Origin of the sequence: Lacinutrix jangbogonensis, assembly GCF_000797445.1 — a bacterium.
GTDB lineage: Bacteria > Bacteroidota > Bacteroidia > Flavobacteriales > Flavobacteriaceae > Lacinutrix > Lacinutrix jangbogonensis.
This window is the reverse complement of sequence record NZ_JSWF01000014.1, coordinates 141,116-164,816: the sequence shown is the minus strand read 5'-3', so window position 1 is coordinate 164,816 and position 23,701 is coordinate 141,116. Positions and strand designations below refer to the sequence as shown.

Annotated in this window: 24 protein-coding genes; 14 read left to right on the top strand and 10 right to left on the bottom strand. The window is 32.0% G+C overall.

The genetic code is table 11. From position 1 onward, the window contains the following. Positions 1–2: 2 nt before the first annotated feature. Together RH82_RS01405 and RH82_RS01400 are read right to left on the bottom strand one after the other, a co-directional pair. On the bottom strand, positions 3–1,049 hold the full coding sequence (locus RH82_RS01405; protein ID WP_034057445.1) for an RluA family pseudouridine synthase: 1,047 nt from the start codon (positions 1,047–1,049) through the stop codon (positions 3–5). Between the two features lie 7 nt (positions 1,050–1,056). Further along, on the bottom strand, positions 1,057–1,614 hold the full coding sequence (locus RH82_RS01400) for a PASTA domain-containing protein (protein ID WP_034057443.1): 558 nt from the start codon (positions 1,612–1,614) through the stop codon (positions 1,057–1,059). Positions 1,615–1,867: 253 nt separating this feature from the next. Between RH82_RS01400 and RH82_RS01395 the strand changes: the two genes are divergently transcribed. Both RH82_RS01395 and coaD read left to right on the top strand, forming a co-directional pair. Next, positions 1,868–2,842, top strand: coding sequence for a D-alanine--D-alanine ligase (locus RH82_RS01395; RefSeq protein WP_034057442.1), 975 nt, complete (start codon positions 1,868–1,870; stop codon positions 2,840–2,842). Between the two features lie 113 nt (positions 2,843–2,955). Continuing rightward, positions 2,956–3,426 carry a pantetheine-phosphate adenylyltransferase gene (gene coaD, locus RH82_RS01390; RefSeq protein WP_034057440.1) on the top strand — a complete coding sequence of 157 codons (471 nt, stop codon included), beginning with the start codon at positions 2,956–2,958 and terminating at the stop codon, positions 3,424–3,426. Positions 3,427–3,454: 28 nt separating this feature from the next. Here coaD and RH82_RS01385 read toward each other — a convergent pair whose 3' ends face one another. Further along, a complete protein-coding gene (locus RH82_RS01385; RefSeq protein ID WP_034057438.1) occupies positions 3,455–5,116 on the bottom strand; it encodes a SulP family inorganic anion transporter in 1,662 nt (553 codons plus the stop codon). Positions 5,117–5,257: 141 nt separating this feature from the next. Here RH82_RS01385 and RH82_RS01380 point away from each other — a divergent pair, with 141 nt between their 5' ends. After that, positions 5,258–6,946 carry a M14 family metallopeptidase gene (locus RH82_RS01380; protein WP_156112383.1) on the top strand — a complete coding sequence of 563 codons (1,689 nt, stop codon included), beginning with the start codon at positions 5,258–5,260 and terminating at the stop codon, positions 6,944–6,946. Positions 6,947–6,950: 4 nt separating this feature from the next. Here RH82_RS01380 and RH82_RS01375 read toward each other — a convergent pair whose 3' ends face one another. After that, positions 6,951–7,547, bottom strand: a complete 597-nt coding sequence (locus tag RH82_RS01375; RefSeq protein ID WP_034057437.1) for an NUDIX hydrolase — start codon at positions 7,545–7,547, stop codon at positions 6,951–6,953. Between the two features lie 131 nt (positions 7,548–7,678). On the opposite strand from RH82_RS01375, the gene pyrE reads away from it, so the two are divergent. Together pyrE and RH82_RS01365 are read left to right on the top strand one after the other, a co-directional pair. Continuing rightward, entirely contained in the window at positions 7,679–8,323 is a 645-nt protein-coding gene (pyrE, locus tag RH82_RS01370; RefSeq protein WP_034057435.1) for an orotate phosphoribosyltransferase, read from the top strand. A gap of 65 nt (positions 8,324–8,388) precedes the next feature. Then, positions 8,389–8,784: a hypothetical protein gene (locus RH82_RS01365; protein WP_034057434.1), complete on the top strand. Its 396-nt coding sequence runs from the start codon at positions 8,389–8,391 to the stop codon at positions 8,782–8,784. Between the two features lie 14 nt (positions 8,785–8,798). Here the strand turns inward: RH82_RS01365 and RH82_RS01360 are convergent, their stop codons facing one another. Continuing rightward, entirely contained in the window at positions 8,799–9,530 is a 732-nt protein-coding gene (locus tag RH82_RS01360; RefSeq protein ID WP_034057432.1) for a biotin--[acetyl-CoA-carboxylase] ligase, read from the bottom strand. 106 nt (positions 9,531–9,636) lie between these two features. Here RH82_RS01360 and rsfS point away from each other — a divergent pair, with 106 nt between their 5' ends. From rsfS to RH82_RS01325, 7 genes are all read left to right on the top strand, one after another. After that, entirely contained in the window at positions 9,637–10,008 is a 372-nt protein-coding gene (gene rsfS / locus RH82_RS01355; RefSeq protein WP_034057430.1) for a ribosome silencing factor, read from the top strand. Positions 10,009–10,016: 8 nt separating this feature from the next. Beyond that, entirely contained in the window at positions 10,017–11,993 is a 1,977-nt protein-coding gene (gene ftsH, locus RH82_RS01350; protein ID WP_034057429.1) for an ATP-dependent zinc metalloprotease FtsH, read from the top strand. Between the two features lie 113 nt (positions 11,994–12,106). Then, positions 12,107–12,712 carry an LUD domain-containing protein gene (locus RH82_RS01345; protein ID WP_034057427.1) on the top strand — a complete coding sequence of 202 codons (606 nt, stop codon included), beginning with the start codon at positions 12,107–12,109 and terminating at the stop codon, positions 12,710–12,712. Between the two features lie 121 nt (positions 12,713–12,833). Then, on the top strand, positions 12,834–13,655 hold the full coding sequence (locus tag RH82_RS01340; protein ID WP_034057426.1) for a phosphatidate cytidylyltransferase: 822 nt from the start codon (positions 12,834–12,836) through the stop codon (positions 13,653–13,655). After that, positions 13,645–14,298, top strand: coding sequence for a phosphatidylserine decarboxylase family protein (locus tag RH82_RS01335; protein WP_034057424.1), 654 nt, complete (start codon positions 13,645–13,647; stop codon positions 14,296–14,298). Before RH82_RS01340 ends, RH82_RS01335 begins: the two co-directional genes overlap by 11 nt. Further along, positions 14,298–14,564: an acyl-CoA-binding protein gene (locus RH82_RS01330; protein WP_034057423.1), complete on the top strand. Its 267-nt coding sequence runs from the start codon at positions 14,298–14,300 to the stop codon at positions 14,562–14,564. Before RH82_RS01335 ends, RH82_RS01330 begins: the two co-directional genes overlap by 1 nt. 20 nt (positions 14,565–14,584) lie before the next feature. Beyond that, entirely contained in the window at positions 14,585–14,926 is a 342-nt protein-coding gene (locus RH82_RS01325) for an SdpI family protein (protein ID WP_156112382.1), read from the top strand. A gap of 33 nt (positions 14,927–14,959) precedes the next feature. On the opposite strand, the gene pafA is transcribed toward RH82_RS01325, so the two are convergent. Continuing rightward, positions 14,960–16,621, bottom strand: coding sequence for an alkaline phosphatase PafA (gene pafA, locus RH82_RS01320; RefSeq protein WP_034057420.1), 1,662 nt, complete (start codon positions 16,619–16,621; stop codon positions 14,960–14,962). A gap of 199 nt (positions 16,622–16,820) precedes the next feature. Here pafA and RH82_RS01315 point away from each other — a divergent pair, with 199 nt between their 5' ends. Together RH82_RS01315 and RH82_RS01310 are read left to right on the top strand one after the other, a co-directional pair. After that, positions 16,821–17,558 carry an MlaE family ABC transporter permease gene (locus tag RH82_RS01315; protein ID WP_034057418.1) on the top strand — a complete coding sequence of 246 codons (738 nt, stop codon included), beginning with the start codon at positions 16,821–16,823 and terminating at the stop codon, positions 17,556–17,558. After that, positions 17,558–18,325 carry an ABC transporter ATP-binding protein gene (locus RH82_RS01310; protein ID WP_034057416.1) on the top strand — a complete coding sequence of 256 codons (768 nt, stop codon included), beginning with the start codon at positions 17,558–17,560 and terminating at the stop codon, positions 18,323–18,325. The genes RH82_RS01315 and RH82_RS01310 overlap by 1 nt, the downstream gene beginning before the upstream one ends. Before the next feature lies 1 nt (position 18,326). Here RH82_RS01310 and RH82_RS01305 read toward each other — a convergent pair whose 3' ends face one another. From RH82_RS01305 to RH82_RS17560, 4 genes are all read right to left on the bottom strand, one after another. Then, positions 18,327–19,829 carry a DUF389 domain-containing protein gene (locus tag RH82_RS01305; RefSeq protein ID WP_034057415.1) on the bottom strand — a complete coding sequence of 501 codons (1,503 nt, stop codon included), beginning with the start codon at positions 19,827–19,829 and terminating at the stop codon, positions 18,327–18,329. Between the two features lie 3 nt (positions 19,830–19,832). Continuing rightward, a complete protein-coding gene (locus RH82_RS01300; RefSeq protein WP_034057705.1) occupies positions 19,833–20,915 on the bottom strand; it encodes a mannose-1-phosphate guanylyltransferase in 1,083 nt (360 codons plus the stop codon). A gap of 179 nt (positions 20,916–21,094) precedes the next feature. Next, a complete protein-coding gene (locus RH82_RS01295; RefSeq protein ID WP_034057414.1) occupies positions 21,095–21,697 on the bottom strand; it encodes a SprT-like domain-containing protein in 603 nt (200 codons plus the stop codon). Positions 21,698–21,931: 234 nt separating this feature from the next. Then, positions 21,932–23,701 (bottom strand): autotransporter outer membrane beta-barrel domain-containing protein, encoded by a 1,770-nt coding sequence (locus RH82_RS17560; protein WP_156112381.1) that lies wholly within the window; start codon positions 23,699–23,701, stop codon positions 21,932–21,934.

Below are 23,701 nucleotides of genomic sequence, written 5' to 3'. Positions count from 1 at the left end.
AACTAAGAATCCAAATGCGTACTATAACCTCTCCACTTCTCGATACACTCTTGCATATCTTTTGGCACAGGTGCTTCAAAACGCATAAATTCATCAGTTTCAGGATGCACAAAACCTAAAGTTTTTGCATGAAGCGCTTGACGCGGTAATATTTTAAAACAATTATCTACAAATTGCTTGTATTTTGTAAATGTCGTTCCTTTTAAAATACGCTCACCTCCATAACGTTCATCGTTAAAAAGTGTATGCCCAATGTGTTTCATGTGTACACGAATTTGGTGTGTTCTACCAGTTTCAAGTTTACAAGTCACTAACGTAACATACGTTAAACGCTCAATAACTTTAAAATGCGTTACTGCATGCCTTCCTTTATCTGCATCATCATCAAAAAACACCGTATTCTGTAGTCGGTTTTTAGGATGACGACCAATGTTACCTTCTATGGTACCTTCGTCTTCATTCATATTTCCCCAAACAATAGCAACATACTCGCGTTCACTCGTTTTATCTTTAAACTGTTTAGATAAATGAGCCATTGCCTTTTCGGTTTTGGCTACCACTAACAATCCGCTAGTATCTTTATCTATTCTATGCACTAAACCTGGTCTATCGCTTGAATTTTTAGGTAAATTCTCAAAGTGAAAAATTAAACCATTAATCAACGTTCCAGAATAGTTTCCATGCCCTGGATGCACTACTATTCCTGATGGCTTATTAACTACCAAAAGTGTCTCGTCTTCGTAAACAATATCTAAAGGCATGTCTTCACCAACCAATAAATTCTCAAAAGGAGGATGCGATAATAATACACGAATTTTATCTAAAGGTTTAACCTTATAATTAGACTTAACAGATAGATCATTTACATAAATGTTTCCATCTTTTGCTGCCGCTTGAATTTTATTTCTAGTAGCATTTTCTACTTTATTCATGAGCCATTTATCAATACGTAAAGGCGATTGCCCTTTATCTACAGTAAATGCATGATGCTCGTAAAGTGTTTCTCCAGCTTCATTTTGTTCTGGTAATTGTGGTGTATATTTATCCATTTAAAATTTAGTTAGGACGATTACCATTTCCTAAAACAACATCTATTTTAGAGTGTTTTGGTAGTAAAGTCCCAGGTTTTAAAACCTTTCCTTCAAAACGTAGACTTAACACTTCATCTTTTCCAATGTTATCTACGAACGTTTTCTTACCTATTTCGAAATTTAATGATTCTAAAGTAGGTCTCGCTTGGCGAAATGTACGGTTGATAATATTTGGCACAGGAATTTTTCTATACCCTGAAGGATTAAGCGTTAAGTATATTTTTCGGTTTTCTTTTACATTTTCTCCTGCAGGAGGATCTTGTTCTATTACTGAGTATTTAGGGTAATCCGGATTAAAATTAGCAGAATCCTGAATTTCCATAACTAAGTTATTCTCGTCTAATTCCATTTTCGCAACATCAATAGACTTTCCTCTTAAATTTGGTACTGTTTCAAAATCTCCATGATTAGTAGTAAAATTAAGCCATTTAAAAATTATGAAACATAATATTATTACAGATACCGTGGCTAAACCAAGTTGTTTAAAAAACGTTTTACTCGTTAGAAATTTAAGAATACTCATGTTTAATTATTGTTAAAATCTGAATGGCAAATATATAAAAACAAAAAGGTTTTCGTTTGCTATAAAATAAATGATATTTTAGCTAAACAAATAAATTTGAAGCTTATTAGTTTGCTTTATTTAAATTATACGAGGATTAACGGTTTTAAGATTACCGTTGAAGATTGTTTTTAGCGCAATCTGAAGACAAAAATAAAGATATTGTAAATATTAATCAGATTTCCGTCCTCATGGAAATGACAAAAATAGTGTTGTGAGAAAAAATATTGCCATAATAATGGGTGGTTATTCTAGCGAATACCAAATTTCTTTAAAAAGCGGAAACGTTGTTTACAACAGCTTAAACAAAAACAGGTTTAATGCTTACCGTATTCATGTTTTTAAAGACGAATGGGTTTTTGTAGATGGTAATGACTTAGAATTTCCAATCGATAAAAACGATTTTTCTGTTTTAGTAAATAAAACTAAAATCACATTCGATTGTGTTTTTAATGCTATACATGGCTCACCTGGGGAAGATGGTTTTATGCAGTCTTATTTTAAACTTATTAGCATGCCACAAACAAGTTGCAATGCCTATCAAGCAGGATTGACGTTTAATAAACGTGATTGTTTAAGCGTGCTAAAACCTTACGGGATATTAAGCGCAGAAAGCTATTACCTTAATTTAGGTGATATAATACTAGAAGATGACATTATTGCAAAAGTAGGCTTGCCTTGTTTTGTAAAAGCCAATAAAGCTGGTAGTAGTTTTGGGATATCTAAAGTGCATAAAAAGGAAGCCCTACAAGCTGCAATAGATAATTCTTTTAAAGAGGACGATGAGATTATTATAGAATCTTTTCTAGATGGAATGGAAGTTTCGGTTGGCGTTATTACTTATCAAGGCAAAACCAAAGTATTACCAATTACAGAAATTGTAAGTGAGAACGACTTTTTCGATTACGAAGCCAAATACCTTGGTAAGTCTCAAGAAATTACACCTGCAAGATTATCTAATACACAAGAAGAAAAAGTAAATGCCGTTGCAAAAAAGATTTACAACGTTTTAAAAATGAAAGGCTTTACTAGAAGCGAATTTATATTTAAAAATGGAGAACCACACCTAATAGAAATAAATACTGTTCCTGGTTTAACAAACGAAAGCATTTTGCCTCAACAAGCTACTGAAGCTGGCATTACAGTAGCTGAATTGTTTGAAAGCGCAATTGACGAGGCTTTGAGGTAGTAATCAGTAATCAGTAATCAGTAATCAGTAATCAGTAATCAGTAATCAGTAATCAGTAATCTAAAGTGTTTAAAAATTAATTATATTGAAACTGAAATAAAAAAACTACAACTATGAAACGCGCACTTTTCCCGGGATCTTTCGACCCTATAACATCTGGCCACTACGATATTATTAAACGAGGAGTTACCTTATTTGATGAAGTTATAGTCGCTATTGGTGTAAATTCTTCAAAAAAATATATGTTCTCTTTAGAAGAACGGATGGATTTTATAAAGGAAGCTTTTAAAGACGAACCAAGAATAAAAGTAGTAAGTTATAAAGGTTTAACTGTACATTTTTGCCAAGAATTAGGAATAGATTTTATTCTTCGTGGTTTAAGAAACCCTGCAGATTTTGAATTTGAAAAAGCAATTGCACATACCAACAGAGATTTAGCTCCTATAGAAACTGTGTTTTTATTAACAGCTGCAAGCACTTCTTATATTTCCTCTTCTATTGTTAGAGAAGTCATTAAAAATAATGGTGATTACACGAAGTTGGTTCCTGATAGCGTGAGAGTAAATCAACAAAACTATATCTAATAAAAAAGGCTCCATTGGAGCTTTTTTATTAGAATTTATATTCAGAAAGAGGTTTTGGGAACTCTTCCGGGTTTGCTGCTAAGTGATATCTTGGGTCGTCTATATCTTCAACAATAACATCTCTAAATTTCGGATTTGCTTTATACATCAATATTTTACAATCTTCACTTAAGTGTTTAAGCTTAATACTTTTACCTTCAACTTCATATTTTTCGACTAAATTAGAAATAGCTTCTAAAGCAGAATGATCGCTTATTCTAGATTCTACAAAATCAATTTCAATTTTTTCAGGATCATTTTTAGCATCAAATTTATCATTGAATGCCTGAATACTTCCAAAAAATAATGGACCCCAAATTTCGTAAACCAAAGTACCATCATCTTTAAAACGTTTTCTAGCTCTAATTTTCTTTGCATTTTCCCATGCAAAAACTAAAGCAGAAATTATTACACCTACAAACACTGCAACTGCTAAATCTACAAAAACTGTAACTAGAGACACCGTAATAAGTACAATAGCATCAGACATTGGTATTTTCTTTAAAATCCTAAAGCTCGACCAAGCAAAGGTTTCAATAACCATCATAAACATTACACCAACTAAAGCTGCAATTGGAACCATTTCTATTAATTTATCTGCAAATAAGATAAAAGACAATAAAGTAACAGCCATCATGATTCCAGATAATCTTCCTCGTCCTCCAGCATTAATATTGATAACGGTTTGACCAATCATTCCACAACCTCCAGTCCCACCAAACAAACCAGAGACTATATTTCCAGCGCCTTGAGCCACACATTCTCTATTACCGTTCCCTCTCGTTTCTGTTAACTCATCAACAAGATTCATAGTCATTAAAGATTCTATTAATCCTACCGATGCTGCTAAAAACGCAGGCAAGGCTATAAATTTAAGTGTATCAATATTGAATGGTAATTTCTCCCATAGCTCCATATTTGGCGTAGGGAATTCTCCTTTTAATCCTGTTCCTCCACCTTCAACTATATAAGATCCAACCGTAGAAACGTCCATATTAAAACCAATAACAATAAGGCTAGTTACTAAAATGGCAGTTAATGCAGCAGGTATTTTTTTAGTGATTTTAGGTAAACTCCAGATTATTCCCATTGTTAATAATACCAACCCAATCATAGTATATAATTCTCCTCCTTGCATATATGTACTTATATACTCTTTTACACCTGCAGAAGAAACGTTTAAAGATTTATGTGAAAACATTTTTACCTGTGCCATAAAAATAACAATGGACAAACCGTTAACAAAACCCATCATCACGGGATGCGGAATTAAACGTACAAAACGACCCAATTTAAAAACGCCTGCAAAAATTTGTATGATCCCCATTAACACAACACAGGCCATAAGGTAGAAAAATCCCATGTTTTCAATGGGCACATCCATTAACATTCCTTTCGTGTGGCCATCGGCAATCATGCTAACAAAAATAACAGCAACAGCTCCCGCAGCTCCAGAAATTAAACCTGGTCTACCTCCAAAAATTGCAGTAATTATTCCAATAATAAATGCACCAGATAAGGCCATTAATGGATCTATTTGCGCAACAAAAGCAAAGGCTACAACCTCAGGAATCATTGCTAAAGACACGGTGATTCCGGCTAAAACATCATCCTTTGCATTTGGCACTATCTTTCTTATAAACTCTGTCATTATCTATTTTTGAAGCTGCAAAAGTACGCTTAATTAATAGATACACAAACTTGCAATTCCTATATTTGCTTGAACTTCGACTATTAAATTACTTATAATGAATAAAATACTTACGCTACTTCTTGTGCTTTTCAGTTTTAGTTGTATTCAAAAAAAGATTTTGATTTCACAACTATTTTCGAAAAATCTAATGGTTTAGAAACGGCAACTTATGCCGAAACTATTCAGTATTACAGAAACCTATCTCAAGAATATGCTTCAATAGCAATAGATTCTATTGGAGACACAGATTCTGGAAACCCGCTTCATATTGTAAGCTTTAATAAAGACGAAAACTTTAATTTCTCTGATATTAGAAAAAACAAACGTATTCTTTTAATAAACAATGGTATTCATCCAGGAGAAAGTGATGGAATCGATGCAACTATGATGCTTTATCGCGATATAGCCCAAGGTAAAATTAAAGTCCCAGACAGTACAGTAATTGTTACTATTCCTATTTATAATATTGGAGGAAGTTTAAATAGAAATTCTACAACAAGAACCAACCAAAATGGACCCAAAGAATATGGTTTTAGAGGGAATGCAAGAAATTACGATTTAAACAGGGATTTTATTAAATGCGACACCAAAAACGCTAGAGCTTTTACAGAAATTTTTCATTTAGTACAACCAGATGTTTTTATAGACAACCATGTTAGTAATGGTGCAGATTACCAATATACTTTAACACATTTATTTACACAACACAATAAACTTGGCGGTGATTTAGGCGAATATTTACATACTAAGATGATGCCTGATCTAGAACAAAAATTAGTTGATAAAAAATGGAATATTACACCCTATGTCAACGTATATAACAAAACTCCTGACAACGGATTCGCTCAATTTAAAGACTCTCCGCGCTATTCTACAGGTTATACCACACTATTTAATACTCTAGGAATGATGGTAGAAACGCACATGCTTAAACCATATAAACAGCGTGTTGAAGGCACATACGAGCTCATGCAAAGTATGATTGAAATAACAGAAAGAGATGGTGAAAAAATAAAACAACTTCGAAATGAAGCTAACAACAAATTAATAGCACAGCAGACTTATGCTTTAAATTGGGCAATAGATACTTTAAAAAGCTCAAAATTAAACTTTAAAGGCTATGAAGGTGAAACAGTAACGAGTGCCATTACTGGTAAAGAACGCTTAAAATACAATCAGCAAAAGCCTTTTGAGAAAGAAGTGATTTATCAGAACTATTTTAAAGGAATCGATAAAGTTACCATACCAAAAGCTTACATTATCCCTCAAGGTTGGTATACTATTATTGACTTATTAAAATTGAATAACACTGAAATGCTTCAGCTAGAAAAAGACTCCTTACTAACAGTAGAAAGTTATAAAATTGAAGATTACAAAAGCAATAGAAATCCTTATGAAGGACATTACCTGCATTTTAATACTTCGGTTTCTTCAGAAGAAAAAACAATAACATTTAAAAAAGGAGATTACATAGTTTATACCAGTCAACCCAATTTTAGATATATCATGGCAACTTTAGAACCTCGAGCACCAGACTCATTCTTTAATTGGAATTTTTTCGATACTATACTGCAGCAAAAAGAAGGTTTTTCGGCTTATGTTTGGGAAGACAAAGCTTTAGAGTTATTAAATAGTAATCCAAAATTAAAAACTGAATTCGAATCTAAAAAAGAGAAAAACGAAGGCTTTGCTAAAAACTGGTACCAACAACTAGCTTGGTTACATAAACATAGTGAAAATTATGAAAAAGCACATTTACAATATCCTATTTACAGAGTATTAAAATAGAAATTCATTGCAGATCATCATTAAGCAAGCGTTTGATGTTGGCATAAGAATTTGATAATGCTTGATTAGCCTTTTCATGATTAAGCCATTCTACTTTAGTAATACCTTCTTCTTCTTGAGGTAATAATTCGCCATTAAAACCGGTTGTCATTTCAAACCAATGCGTGATTTTAATTTTAAACTTCTCGTTTCTCCTAAAAATATGATAGGTCGTTTCTAATGGTTTAACAATTTGCAACCCAGAAACGCCAGTTTCTTCCTCTACTTCTCGGAGAGCAGTATTTTCTATAGATTCTTTTTTCTCAGCTTTACCTTTTGGCAAATCCCATTTATTGTTTCTGTAGATAAACAATATCTCCTTTTGCTTATTATAAACTTTACCACCTCCAGCAATTACATTAGGTAATTTCCTTAAAAATTTTTTTAAAATATTCTTTTCGGTGTGATGTATAAATCTAATCGATTTAATTTTTTTATTACTCAAGACTTTTAAAGCCTGATCCATATTTACATCTTTAAGAAGGAAGTTTTTAAAGTCCGTTTCCTTTTCAACTAAAGTTGTTAAAATGATGGGTTTGTTGTTTACAAAAATGTGATGCATCTTTTGGAGTATAGCAAATAGTTATCTTTTGTAAAAATATTATATTTATTTTACTTTAGATCAACTAAAAAAATAATTTTTAGCTCAATAAGTAAGCATATAAAATTAAATTATTGCTTATTTTTGCGAATATGATTATCGACAAACACATCGCTAGACAAGCCGCTAAGATATTATTACAAATTAACGCTATTAAATTAAGTCCTAAAGACCCCTTTACTTGGGCTTCTGGATGGAATTCTCCAATATATTGCGATAATCGTATTATTTTATCCTTTCCTCCAATACGAAATTATGTTCGTGAAGAAATGGCAAAATTTATAGAAAGAGAATATGGTAAACCAGATGCCATTGCTGGCGTTGCAACAGGAGCAATAGGCATTGGTATGTTAGTTGCCGAATATTTAGGCTTACCTTTTATTTACGTAAGACCAGAAGCAAAAGGTCATGGTCGCCAAAATCAAATTGAAGGTTTTATAGAAGGCGGACAAAATGTTGTGGTAATAGAAGATCTTATTAGCACAGGAAAGAGCAGTCTTAATGCTGTAAAAGCATTAAAAGAAGCCAATATAAATGTAAAAGGTATGATTGCTATTTTTACTTATGGTTTTGAAGTTGCAAAAACCAATTTTGAAAGCGAAAACATTAAACTACATACTTTAAGTAATTATGAAAACTTACTTATAGAAGCTGCTGAAACAAACTATATTAACGAAGATCAATTAGAAACTTTGTCTGCTTGGAACAGTAACCCTAGCGAATGGAATGCTTCTTGATATCTAAAGACTTAGAGAATGTCCATTACAGACATTCAAAAAATCAATAAAAAACGTACTCTAATATGAATTTAGAATCAAAAAAAGTAACAATAAATAAATCTGCAGAAGACACTTTCGTTTTTTTAAGCGACGTTAAAAACTTTGAAACGCTTATGCCAGAAAATATAAGCAAATTTGAAATGCTTGGAGAAGAAAAATTTCTTTTCGCTCTAAAAGGCATGCCAGAGATAGTCCTTAAGAAAAAAGAAACTACGCCTAATAGCAAAGTTATTCTAGGAGCTGCAGGCGGAAAATTAAATTTTTCTTTAGTAGCAGACATTACAGAAATAGAAACTAATTCTAGCGAGGTGCAACTTCATTTTGAAGGTGAGTTTAATGCTATGATGGCTATGATGATTAAAGGACCAATAAGCAAGTTTATTGATACTTTGGTAACAAACATGGTTCCTACAATTTAAAACAATATAAAGTTTTAATAGAGCAACGTAATTTCGTTTAAAGTAAACTCTTCAATAATTTCGTCCTCTAAAAGTAGCACTAAATTTCCACTAGAAGAAATACCTTTTATAAAACCAGAAAACAAAGAACCTTCAGCATTTTTAAATGTTGAAGGTTTATTTTTTCTAAAGAGTTTAGACTCATAATCGGCTTTTAAAGCTTCAAAGACACCTGATTCTAATCTTTTAAAAGAAAGTTTAAACTCTATTAAAAACTTGTGGAGCACTTCATCTAAATTAAAAGTTTTCCCAGAGCAATTCTTTAAAGAAGTAGCATTCATTAGATTATTAAATTCTGTTTGATTGACATTTAGGCCAATACCAATAACAGAATGCTCCAATTGGTTTTGTTTCACGACATTTTCGATTAAAACTCCTGCTATTTTTTTATTCGCTGACAAAATGTCGTTAGGCCATTTTACAAATAAATTTGGAATATTATAGCATTCCAATGTTTTATATAGCGCAAGAGAAGTGATAATACTAAGATAAAACTGGTTAGAAAACGTAAGTCCTTTGATGCGTTTAAACACACTAAAAGTGAGGTTCTTACCCGCATTAGACTGCCATTCCTTTCCCATTTGTCCTCGTCCTTTATTTTGTTGTCTTGCTACAACTACTGTGTAATCGTCAAGCGTCTCTACACTACTAATCTCTCTAAGAAAAGTATTTGTGGAATCGGTGGCATCAAGTTTGATTATACGCATACAAATTGGTTATCTTCGTGGTTAAATTTTTATAACAAATCTTTATAATAATTTTAAAGCATAAAGAACCAAAAAATAATAACTTTGCACAAATTAAATCTAATTAATGAATAAAAAACAAGCAAATATTGATACACTAATAGCTACAATTATTAGTGGTATTGAAGATGTAAAAGGAAAAGAAACAATTATTCTAGATTTAAGAGAGATTGAAAATACTGTTTGCGATTATTTTATAATTTGCGAAGGCTCCTCTAACACTCAGGTTAATGCCATCGTTAGTTCAATACAAAAAAAAGTAAGTAAAGAGCTTAAAGATAAGCCTTGGCATATTGAAGGTCAAGACAATGCAGAATGGATTCTAATGGATTATGTAAACGTTGTTGTGCATGTTTTCCAGAAGCAAATTCGCGAATATTATGACATTGAAAGTCTTTGGGGTGATGCAAAAACAACAATTATTGAATCTAAATTTTAAATCCATACATGGCAGAAAATAAAAAACCTGAAGCATCAAAGAAACCAAAATTTAATCCTTATTGGATTTCTGGGGCGCTTTTAATTGCACTAATAGTTTTTCAAATTTTTGGTAGCAGTGATACAAACGATGATAAAAAAATAACACCAATTACCTTTTTTGAAATTCTAAAAGATGGTGAAATTGAACATTTTGATATTATTAAAAATACGGGTTACGTAAAAGTTTACCTTACAAATGATGCTGAAGCACTAGATAAGCATAAGCAATCTATTTCTACAGGCTTTAAATTTGGCAGTACAGAAATCCCTAACTATATTTTTCAATATGGTGATTTAAGTAATTTTGAAGATGATTACACCCAAATTATAGCCGATAATAGTCTTACCACAAAGTACGATAACGACAGAGAAGAAAACGTTTTAGCAGATTTACTATTCAGTTTATTACCATTTATATTATTAATTGGTGTGTGGATATTTATTATGCGTCGTATGTCTGGTGGAGCTGGTGGAGGAGCTGGTGGACAGATTTTTAATATTGGAAAATCTAAAGCCAAATTATTCGATGAAAATACTAAAGTAAAAACTACTTTTAAAGATGTAGCTGGATTAGAAGGCGCAAAAGAAGAAGTACAAGAAATTGTAGATTTCCTTAAAAATCCAGAAAAATACACCTCTCTAGGTGGTAAAATTCCTAAAGGTGCATTATTAGTTGGCCCTCCAGGAACTGGTAAAACCTTACTAGCAAAAGCTGTTGCTGGTGAAGCAAAAGTGCCATTTTTCTCATTATCAGGATCCGATTTTGTTGAAATGTTTGTTGGTGTTGGAGCGTCTCGTGTAAGAGACTTATTTAAACAAGCAAAAGAAAAATCTCCTGCTATTATTTTTATAGATGAAATTGATGCTATTGGTAGAGCTAGAGGAAAAAACGCAATGTCTGGAAGTAATGATGAACGAGAAAACACGTTAAATCAACTACTAACAGAAATGGATGGTTTTGGCACAAATACAAACGTTATTGTATTAGCTGCGACAAACAGAGCCGATATTTTAGACAAAGCATTAATGCGTGCTGGTCGTTTTGATAGACAAATACATGTTGATTTGCCTAACTTAACAGAAAGGCGTGCCATTTTTGATGTACACTTAAGACCATTAAAAAAAGTTGAAGGTTTAGAAGTAGATTTCTTAGCGAAACAAACACCTGGTTTTTCAGGAGCAGATATCGCTAATTTATGTAATGAAGCAGCATTAATTGCCGCAAGAAACAATAAAAAAGCAGTAGATAAACAAGATTTTTTAGACGCTGTAGATCGTATTATTGGTGGTCTAGAAAAAAGAAGTCACCTGTTCTCTGTTGAAGAAAAGAAAACCATAGCATACCACGAAGCTGGACATGCCACTGTGAGTTGGTTCTTAGAACATGCAGATCCTTTAGTAAAAGTAACTATTGTGCCACGTGGACGCTCGTTAGGCGCTGCTTGGTATTTACCTCAAGAAGCATACATTACTAGAACTAGCAAGTTTTTAGATGAAATTTGCGTAACTATGGGTGGACGTGCTGCCGAAAAAATAATCTTTAACGAGATTTCTACAGGAGCATTAAGCGATTTAGAAAATGTAACTAAAAAAGCAAAAGCTATGATTATGATTTACGGCCTGAATGAAAAGGTTGGAAACATAACGTATTATGATCCTGCTGGAGAAAGCGGTTTTGTAAAACCATATAGCGAAAGTACAGCTGAACTTATTGATAATGAAATAAAAAATATAGTTGAAACCCAATACAGCCGTGCTATAGAATTATTAATATCTAAACGTGATGTTTTAGAGAAACTAGCCACGAGACTTTTAGAAAGAGAAGTGATCTTTAAAGAAGACCTTGAAGAAATTTTAGGCAAACGTCCTTTTGATACTGTTGCAGAAAAACCTTCTGAAAAACTTATCACAGCGAACAAAGTTGAAAAAGAGGAAGAAGAATAAAGATTCCAAATTATAAAATAGTCTTAAAAATCTCAATAAACGCTTATGTTAATTTGAGATTTTTATATTTGTTAAGGTCATTTAAGATTTCGGTTAATAGCAACAATACATAGATGAGCATTTTTAAAAACATTTTCCGTTCTAAATCTAAAAAAGAAAACAAAGAGATTAGCAACGAAAATAGAGGTAAACATATGCCTCAAGAAAAATTACCAATAGATGAAGGGTTTACAATAAACTTTAAAGCTAATGGTGGTAAATTCTTGTATTGCGAAAATTTAGACGAAGTATTCACAAACGTAGATCTTATTTTTAAGGAAAACAATTGGACAGATAAATCCGGATATTTTTTCGATAAAAACTTAAAAGAGCGTTTTAAAAGTTTAAATCTAAAAACCGAAAGCCTTAAAGAAGCTACATACTTTTTTACAACTTGCGAAAATTTAATAGCTAACGACGGCTCGCTGCTAATATCATCTCGTCAAATAGCAGAATCTAAATTAACAGAATTTCCAATTAACTTTATAGTATTTGCTACTACAAGCCAGATTGTTACCAATATTGGCGAAGGACTTCGCCAAATTAAAAATAAAAACGCACAAAAAATACCTACAAATATTACTACAATAAAACATTTTAAAGATCTTGACGAAAAAGACTTTTTAACTTATGGTAGTTCTTCAAAAAACTTATATTTGCTGCTACTTGAAGATTTATAATTAGCACGCGCTTAAACTTTTTACGTTGAAGCGAAAATCAGCTATTTTGCTATCAATTTAGGTAGCTTTTGAGTGTCACAGTATAATTTTACAAAGAAAAAAAAGATAAAACGAGTTCTTAATGAAAGAAACTACAACTAGAGTACTGTCGGGCATAATTTATGTATCTCTTCTTGTTGCATCATTATTAAACCAGAATGCATTAATCCTTTTGTTTTTTGTTTTCGGTATCATATGCATTGCAGAATTTAAAAAACTTATTAGTCTAAATAGCTTTATACCTTACGTTGTTTTTACAATAATGTACTTTATTTTTGGGTATTGGCAGTTACTAATGAACTCTTCTGTAGGTTTAGACGAAGCCACGCAGATTCTCCAAGTCATTACCATATTTGTACAATTGCTCTTAATAAAAGACTTGTTTTCAGAAAAAGTAATTCCGTTATTTATTACAAAGCGTTTCATATTAACTACATTTTACATTTCTAGTGGTTTTATATTTTCAATACTCATTGCAAACTTTAACCACACCTTTTCTCCTAAACTATTATTAGGTTCATTTATTATTGTCTGGGTTAATGATTCATTCGCATATTTAGTTGGAAAGAACTTTGGAAAACAGAAGTTATTTCCAAGTATTTCGCCTAAAAAAACAGTAGAAGGCTTTCTTGGAGGTTTATTATTTTCCTGTATAGCGAGTTATTTTATAGCAACATACACCGAAACTTTAAACTTTAATAATTGGTTAATTTTAGCCGTAATTATTAGTGTTATTGGCACTATTGGAGATTTAATAGAATCCAAATTTAAGCGACAAGCAAACGTAAAAGATAGTGGCGTTATAATGCCAGGTCATGGCGGTTTGTTAGACCGTTTTGATAGTATTATATTTGCTGCTCCATTTATATATTTATTTTTAAGAATATTACACTATGTTTCATAAAGAAGGCCATAAAATTATTGTCATTACTTTTATTATTATCATTGCATCTTACTTAACTGTAGATCGTTTTATTGATATTATTTGGCTTAAATACATATTGTATGCAACATTTGCTGTATTTCTATATTTAATCCTTCAATTTTTTAGAAACCCTAAACGAAATACAGTAAATAATAACGCTCATGTACTTTCTCCTGTTGACGGAAAAGTTGTTGTAATAGAAGAAGTCTTTGAAAAAGAATACTTTAATGAAAAGAGATTACAAGTTAGCGTATTTATGTCGCCGCTAAATGTTCACGTAACACGCTATCCAATTAACGGTAAAGTATTATTTAGCAAATACCATCCTGGAAAATACTTAGTCGCATGGCACCCAAAATCAAGTGAAGAAAACGAACGCACAACTGTTGTTTTAGAGAATGAAAATTATGGAAAAGTGCTTTACAGGCAAATTGCCGGAGCACTAGCAAGACGTATTGTAAACTATGCAAAAGAAGGAGAAGCTATAACACAAGGTAGTGACTCTGGTTTTATAAAATTTGGTTCTAGAGTAGATTTATATTTACCTTTAGATACTAAAATAAAAGTAAATTTAAACGATAAAGTAAAAGGAGGCGAAAGTATTATTGCCGAGTGTAGATAATGACTTCTGAAGAAATAGATATCGAATTTAATGAAGCTGTAGAACGTGTAAACGATCATACCGAGCTGTTTCCTGCAGATTTTCTTCTTCGACTGTATGCTTACTTTAAAAAGGCTACTAACAACTACGAAAGGCCAAGTAGTCGTACTCCTATCATTAATGCCTTTAAAACCAATGCCCTTTTTCAAATTCAAGGCATTACTGAAGACGAAGCCAAACAGACTTACATTGAATTGGTTAACAATTACTTTTTATACAGAAAGTAAACTCACATAAAAAAAAGTATTTGGAACATCTATTTAATCCGCTATCAATGGTTGCAATTGTATTTATTATAGTTGGCATTCTTACTTTTATTTTCCCACCTAAAACAATTAATACGCTTTATGGTTATAGAACTAAAACGTCTATGAAGAATCAGCAGACTTGGGATTTTGCTCAGGTTTATTCTTCTAAAAAAATGATAGTAATAGGTCTCGTAATGCTACTTTTAAGTTTAAACTTTATTGTTATCGATTTTACAGGGAATCAAATAATAATTATTGGACTTATTATAATTGGTTTTAGCGTAGGCTATTTAATTCTGAAAACTGAAAATGCTATACGATCTGAATTTAAAGAATCTTAAGACGTTTTAAACAAACATTATACATTGTCATTCCTAATCAATAACAAAACCTAATACATTTCCTGTAGTTCCGTTAGGAAAGCTAATACCTAATAAAGCAGAAATTGTTGGTGCAATATCTGTAATTTTTGTTTTAGTTAATGTACTCCCTTTTTTTATTCCATTACCATAAAATAATAATGGCACATGTGTATCGAATGTTGAACCAGAACCATGCGTTGATCCTGTTTTACTGTAACTAATAACTGCTGGATCCTTTACTATAATAATATCTCCAGAACGTTTTTGGTGGTATCCATTTTGCAACAAAGCTTCAATTCCTGCTGTAAAAGTGGCATTCTGCATCGTTTGGGATGAATATACTTTATCGATATGCTTGTAATTTATTACCTCGTTAACAATGGCGTATTGCACATCATTTAAATCTAATTTTAGTTCTTTTAAGCGTGATTTATTCAAAAATATTTGATCGTTACTTATACTTTCTATTAAATCTGAAGCAAAAAATTCATTAACTAAAAAGGCATTCAATTGTTTTTTTAATTCATCCTTATCAAAATAACCTGCAGGTATATTTACGCTTTGCAAATAGGCTGGCACTTCCACTGCTCCATGATCTGCAGTTAAGAATAACGTATACTCTCCTATTCCAACTTGAGCATCTAACACCTTAAATAAACGCTCTAAATCTTTATCTAAACGAATGTATGTATCCTCAATCTCTTTAGAGTTCACCCCAAAATTATGTCCTACATAATCTGGACTAGAAAAACTTACTGTTAACACATCGGTAAAATTATCTTGTCCTAATTGTTCTGCTGTAATAGCCTGAATGGCAAAATCTGCTACAATACTATTTCCAAAAGGTGTTGCTTTTATAATATCAAAACCTTTATTTTTATCTTTTAACGCTGCCAAATCATATGGAAAAGTTGCGTTTTCTTTTCCTTTAAAACCACCTTCAAAAGAATTTAAATCGCTCCCACTTTCTGTATACGTGTTAATATCGTATAGCGTATTCCATTCACGTAAATAACTCTCAGCAGTAGTACTTGTATTAAAATCTTCAACCCATTTCGGAAGGTTATTCATATAATAAGTTGACGTAATAAACCGACCTTCATCTCGACCACTAAACCAATAGGCAGCATTAGCAGAATGACCTGCTGGCAAAATTGCGCCTCGATCTTTTATAGAAATACCAATTGTTTTTCCTCGCATTTGTGTAAATAACCTATTCTCATCTGCAAAGGTTGTGGTTTTCATTCTATGCGGAGACATACGTCCTGATTCACTGTCACTTCCAACAGCTAAAACACTAGAATCTCCTGCACAATACACAGTCTCTTTGCTAAACTTATCATACCAATAGTTTGCTATTATTCCATGATTTTTTGGAGTTGTTCCTGTAAAAATGGAAGCATGACCAGGTCCTGTAAATGTAGGTACATAGTTATAGTGGTTGTTTTTACAATTAAAACCATCATTAATTAAACGTTTAAATCCACCGTTACCATACTTGTTATAAAAACGAGTTAAATAGTCGTATCGCATTTGATCTACAACAATACCAACGACCAACTTAGGATTAGCATTTAAAATAACAGTTTCTTGTTTTTTAGATTGTATTACATTGTTTTGTGCCTTACAATTAAATAGAAATAGCGTTAAAAAAATAATTGATAAAAATCTCATGTTACACTCTTTAGTTTTACAATACAAAAATAAACTATTTTAAATATTTTATTGTAAAATAACCTTAAATACAGCATTCAAAAAAGCAAATATATTATACAGTTTTAGATATAAATGTTTTAGATTTTTATACTTTAGCACTAATTACAATTACAGTTTTAATTTTCAACTTTAAAACTAATAATGTATTAATACTTATATGAAGTACCTACACAATATTGGCACTTACTTTTTAATGATTATAGAACTATTTCGTAAGCCTACGAAATGGTCTGTAATGAAAGAACTTATACTTAAAGATATAGACGATTTAATAATTGGTTCTTTGGGTATAGTAGCGTTTATAGCTTTTTTTGTTGGTGGTGTTGTTACTATACAAACCGCCTTAAATATCGACAATCCACTAATTCCAAAAGAATTAATTGGTTTTGCTACAAGACAATCTATTCTTTTAGAGTTTGCACCTACCTTTATGTCAATCATTATGGCAGGAAAAGTAGGCTCATTCATTACTTCAAGTATTGGAACCATGCGAGTTACAGAACAAATTGATGCTTTAGAAGTTATGGGAATCAATTCCCTAAACTATCTTGTATTCCCAAAATTAATTGCGATGGCCTTTTATCCATTCGTTATATCTATAGCTATGTTTCTTGGTATTATTGGTGGATTAATGGCATGTATTTATGGTGGTTACGCTTCGGCAGATGATTTTATTACAGGACTTCAACAAGAGTTTAATCCATTTCATATTACCTATGCATTTATTAAAACTTTTCTGTTTGCCTTTGTTTTAGCAACAATTCCTTCTTTTCATGGTTATTATATGAAAGGTGGAGCGCTAGAAGTTGGTAAAGCGAGTACAACCTCTTTTGTTTGGACTAGTGTCGCTATTATCCTCATTAATTATTTAGCAACCCAATTATTACTAAGCTAATGATAGAAGTAAAAAATTTACATAAATCGTTTGGAGAAGCTCATATTTTAAAAGGTATTAATACCTCTTTTGAAAAAGGAAAAACGAATTTAATAATTGGACAGAGTGGCTCTGGTAAAACAGTGTTCTTAAAATGTTTATTAGGGTTGTACGATTATGAAGAAGGAAGTATTGAATATGATGGTGAAAATTTCGCCAATTTATCAGAAGACAAAAAGAGAGATATGCGTGCAAAAATTGGTATGGTATTTCAAGGAAGCGCCTTATTCGATTCTTTAACAATTGAAGAAAATGTTATGTTTCCTTTACGTATGTTCACCAAGCTTAAAAAAGAGGAAATGCGCGAACGTGCAAACTTTGTATTAAAACGTGTAAACCTTGAAGATGCGCATAATAAAATGCCTAGTGAAGCATCTGGTGGTATGCAAAAACGTGTTGCCATTGCACGCGCAATTGTAAACAACCCAAAATATTTATTTTGCGATGAACCTAACTCTGGGTTAGACCCTAAAACGGCTACAGTAATCGATAATTTAATTAAAGAAATTACTGAAGAATATAATATTACTACTGTAATAAACTCTCACGATATGAATTCTGTAATGGAAATTGGAGAGAAAATTGTATTCCTTAAAGAAGGATTGAAAGCATGGGAAGGCAGCAGACATACTATCTTTAAAACCGACAATGAGGTTGTAACAGACTTTGTTTACTCTTCCAATTTATTTAAAAAGGTTCGCGAAGCTATACTGAAGGAGAATAGTTAATCTACTTTTGCACTTCTATAACTAAAGTATCTAGTTTTAATTTAAATTTTAACCAGGCTTCTAATTTATTCTTTTGAGTTGCATTTAAACTATCATTTGAAACAGAATCTTTCCATTTAATACTAAAAACATTAATAGTATCTATTGTTGTAAAGTTAGAATTCACTTTTGAAGCATAACCAAAGGCATCAATATTTTCATAATTAATCCTTACTTCTTGAGATAGATTTTCAAAAGGAATTTGCTTGCGTTCAAATCTTGATAGTTTTCTAACTTTATCCTCTAAGAAAGCGATTTTTTGTTGTTGCGACATCAAATCTAAAGAATCACGGGTACGCAATTCTTCCATATACTCAAGATTATTTACAATTCTATTCTTTACTTGATTCACTTGTAGTTTCGTGTTTTTTAAAGCGTTGTAATGACTAAAACGTTGCTGTAAAACTGCCACTGTGGCTTCGGGTATTTCATCTGCACCAAAAGTAGTCAACTCGATAGTCGATATTTCTTTAGGATTATAGTTTTTTGATGCGTTCTTTTTAATATAATTTGCGTTTGGCAAAGCTTCTAATTCCTTAGAAATAAATCTATCCGCATCATGGTTAAAATTACTCTTTTTTAATACATTTAAAAAAGTAAGTACTGCAGGAATCATTACTAAAACCGCAACAAAAGAAGCTAATCTAGCTATACGTTTTCGTTTTGCCGAATTCGCGTATTTAAGCATAGGAAAACGTAAAAGTTTTAAAACAATAAAAGTTGCTAAAGCTATAAAAATCGTATTAATAGTGAACAAATACATTGCTCCAATCGCAAAATCAAAGCCCTTTTTAAAATCACCTTCTGCTATTACAGATAAACCATAACCAACGGTACATAAAGGAGGCATTAAAGCTGTAGCAATTGCGACACCAAAAATAACTGAAGCTATTGTTCCCCTTTTAGTACGTGCAATTATTAATGCCAATCCACCAAAAAAGGCAATAAGCACATCTCTTATATCTGGTGCTGTTCGACCAAGAAGCTCAGATGTTTCATCATTTAAAGGAAACAACCAAAAAAACAAAAAAGCGGTTAATAAACTTAACACAATCATTGTAGATAGGTTTATTAATGCTTTTTTTATTGTATCAATATCATTAATTGCTAAAGATAAACCTATACCTAAAATGGGACCCATTAATGGAGAGATTAACATGGCACCAATTACTACTGCTGTTGAGTTTGCGTTTAACCCAATAGAAGCCACAAAAATAGAGCATATTAAAATCCAAGCTGTTGCGCCTTTAAAAGGAATATCGGCTTTTATAGCTTCTATTGTAGCATCACGGTCTGTATCATCTCTAAAATCAAGCAATTCGATAAAGAAAAGTTTAATACTCTGAAAGAAAGTCTTTGCTTCCTTTTTTATGGCATCTTTAGACTGCCGTACAGCTTCGTCCTTTTTAGCTGTTTCATCTTTTTCAGACGCTTCATCGAAATCAAATTTACTCTTGTCGCTCATATATTATCCTAATTGGTCTCCAAATTTTGCTTTAACTTTCTGAAGCACTTTTTTAATATCTTGTTCTTTTGTCTTTGGGAAGATAAGCAAAACTTCTTCTTTATCCACAATTATATAATCTTGTAAGCCATCGACAACAACAACTTTATCTGCTTTTGTACGTATCATGTTACCTGAAGCATCTTCTGTTAAGGTTCTAGCGTTTACTATGGCATTGTTATTTTCGTCTTTATCTAACTTATCGTATAAGCTTCCCCAAGTTCCAAGGTCGTTCCAATCGAAAGTTGCAGGTAATACAAATACGTTTTCAGACTTTTCCATGATAGCATAATCCACAGAAATATTTTCGGCATTACCGTAATTGTCTCTTATAAAATCGTCTTCAAATTCTGTATTATAAACCGCTATTCCTTTTTCGAAAAGCTGAAATAATTGTGGTTGATTATTTTGAAAAGCTTCCACTACACTTTTAACACTCCACATAAAAATACCTGCATTCCATAAGAAATTGCCTTGATTTATAAAGCTCTTTGCTGTGTCATAATCTGGTTTCTCACGAAACTGATTTACCGATTTTATAGCAGCGTTTGAATCTTTATCGTATTCTATATAACCATAACCCGTATTTGGAAATGTAGGTGTAATCCCTAAGGTCATTAAAGCATTATTGCTTTCACAAAAATCAAAAGATTGTTGCACATTATCCGCAAAGGCTTGTTCGTCTTCAATCCAGTGATCACTTGGCGCTACAAGCATTACAGCATCTTTATTTTCTTTCTGAATTTTTAAAGACGCGTATAAAATACAAGGCGCTGTATTACGCATTGCTGGCTCTAAAACCACTTGCCTTTTGGTTACTTCTGGTAGTTGCTCGAATACCAAATCGTTATAACGTTCGTTAGTTAAAATAAAAATATTCTCTTTTGGAATTAGCGTAGCCAAACGGTTAAACGTTTTTTGAATTAGTGTATCTCCTGTTCCTAGCATATCGTGAAATTGCTTTGGAAAATCTTGAGTACTTACCGGCCAAAATCTTGAACCTACTCCTCCAGCCATTAATATGGCGTAATAATTTTTATTTTTCATAACTGTCATTCCTGCGAAGGCAGGAATCTGTTTTTAATTAATCTAAATATGTAAATTCCTGCCTGCGCAGGAATGACAAATACTTTATGTTATTTTCGCCAGAGATTCACGAATTTCCCGCTAACACTTTGGTGAATTATAATGCTTACGCTTGCTTATAATTTCACAAATGGTAAACTTCAAATTGAAGGTATTATTTCTACCTCAGCATTTGGGTTAAACAAATACATTTTACCAGTTGCTAGTTCCATACATTCGTATCGCTTCGTGCGTTTTTTACCTTTTTTAAAAATCTTTTTATTTCTAAATTTAAACGTTTCACCCAAAGGTAATTCAAATATAAAGGTTTTATTGTTTGGTTCGTCGAATTGCTTTAAAGCTAAGGCCAACTGCGCGTCTGTATCGCTAGATGCTTTTGGGTTTTTAAAATGATTTGCCAATAACGGCAATAAATCTATTGGGAATACCTCTGGATTTATAAATGGCAACATTAAATGCTGAAACGTTCGCTTCCACTCTATCCCATGTGGTTTAATAAAGCGCCCAAAGCTTTTATAAGCTTCAAAATGTGCGATTTCATGAATAAGCGTTATTAAAAAACGATAGGAATTAAGATTGTTATTTATGGTTATTTGGTGTTTGTTATTTTGCAACTTTCTATAATCACCATGTCTGGTTTTACGCTCATTTTTCACTAAAACTATTAAATTATCATGTTCTAAAAGCTCTAAAACTCTTGGAATGGCCTGACTAGGAATGTAGTTTTGTATAGTGTTGTGCATTATTGCTAAAATAAGAAAAGAGAATTAACTTTATCCTTTATTTTTTTCAAACATTGTATAACTAAATCGGTTAAACGATAACTTCATTCTATTAAGAAATAATACCGACAACAAATCTATTTATATTTTAAACTAAAGAAATATATAAAACCTAAAAACCCCAAAACTTTTAAGTTTTGGGATTTTTAAACTTAAATAACACTTGTTTATTTAGAGCACAACATAAGTTGATTTTTAATTAACAATACCTGTAAGTATAAATGAACCAGAATTTTGTTGCACAAGTGAAATCGATCCACGTGGAGGAACAGAAATTGTAGTAAGGCTTGATAATATAGCACTACCAAGAAATGAAAATGAAGATCCACTACCATTAATTATGGTAAAAACCTGCCCATCTTTTCCATTAATAAAACCAGTATAAAAATCTGAAACTGAACTAAGTACAATTACACTTCTATCTAAAATGTCAATAAGTTGATATAGTCCTGGTCCTGCTTCTGTAACAACATTTTTTATTAATGCTCCAGATAAGCTTAAGTTACCTGTTTCAATATTTTCGATTTTTAAATCTCCATCAACATCTAAACTAGCGATTGGAGCCATTGCTCCAATAGCGATATCCCCATTATTTTGTATGGACATTCTATTTTGGTTTTGGGTTTCAAAAATTATTGCGCCATTAGCATCTTCATTTGTATCTGCACCAATAGTTGTACTTCCTGTATTGGTAGTAGATGCTGTACCACCTCCAACAACATTTGTTAAATTTGATGCATCACCAACAAAAGATGTTGCTATAACACCATTAGGCACCTCTAAAGCTTCTGTTGGAATTTCTGTTTGTAAACCTACATTACCATTTGCAAGCAGAGAAAATGAATGTGTTGGTGCTTCTGCCATAATTTTAAAATTTGAAACAGCGGCATTTACATTCTCAATACTAAAATAATCATCGCCTCCATCTGCTAAATCATTAATTCTAATACGCCAGTCTGCAGAAGGAAAAGAAGCAGAACTACTGGTGTCTTGAAACAAGATATTTGGTGATGGTGATACAATAACAAAATTATTATCATTAAAATTATAACTTGATGTTAAATCAGTACCAATTCCTAGTTTCCCAAAAATGTTTACGTCTTCAGACGATATAAATATATCCCTATTTCCATTATAAAGTTTTAAATTACCAAAATTATCTCCGTAAAAAAAATCGTTAGTAAATGGATTCGAATTTATATAATCTAAAGCCCCTATTTCTGGTAAAAACCCAGCATTAACAGGAATTAAAACACCACCCTCTACTATTAAACTTGCTGCGCTTGTTTCTAAATTAGCATTGGTACCCATACCTACGGTACCTGTTGTAAAAAAAGAATTATTACCCACTTTAGACCATAAGACTTCCAAGGCAGTTCCGCTGGTGGTTCCAAAACCAGGAAAATCTACTTTTAAAGTATTTACATCTACAGCCGTTTTTGTTGTATTTAAATCAATTGCATTTGTAACGTCTATAAAATCAATTTTAGAAGTTTCAGCACCCGTTATTGTTACCGGTGTATTAGTTAAAGAATTGTAGTTTAATGTTGCTGCAGAACTGGTTTTAGAAACGCTAGATGCAAATGGAATACTATTTAACTCTGTAGTTTGTTGTAAAGTGTAAGACATGCCTCCAAGAGGATCTATTTCTGTACTTATAAAATACAAACCTGTAGTCCAATCTATAGCGGTTATGGTACCAATAACGGGAGAACCTGCTCCAATTTTAACAGAAACCATTCCAATACTATTGGTTGTTGTTGTGTGTGTTTCTTCAAAAACAACAGTTCCTGTTTCTGTATCTTGTAAGATTCTAAATCGTAACCCAATAGGTGAATTTACAAGTTGCAAACCACCCGAGTCACGAACAATCATTTGAAAATTAATCTTATCGCCTACTTGAGCAAAAAGAGAACCGCTTATTATAAAAAAGCAACTAAATAAGAATATAATTTGTTTCATCAT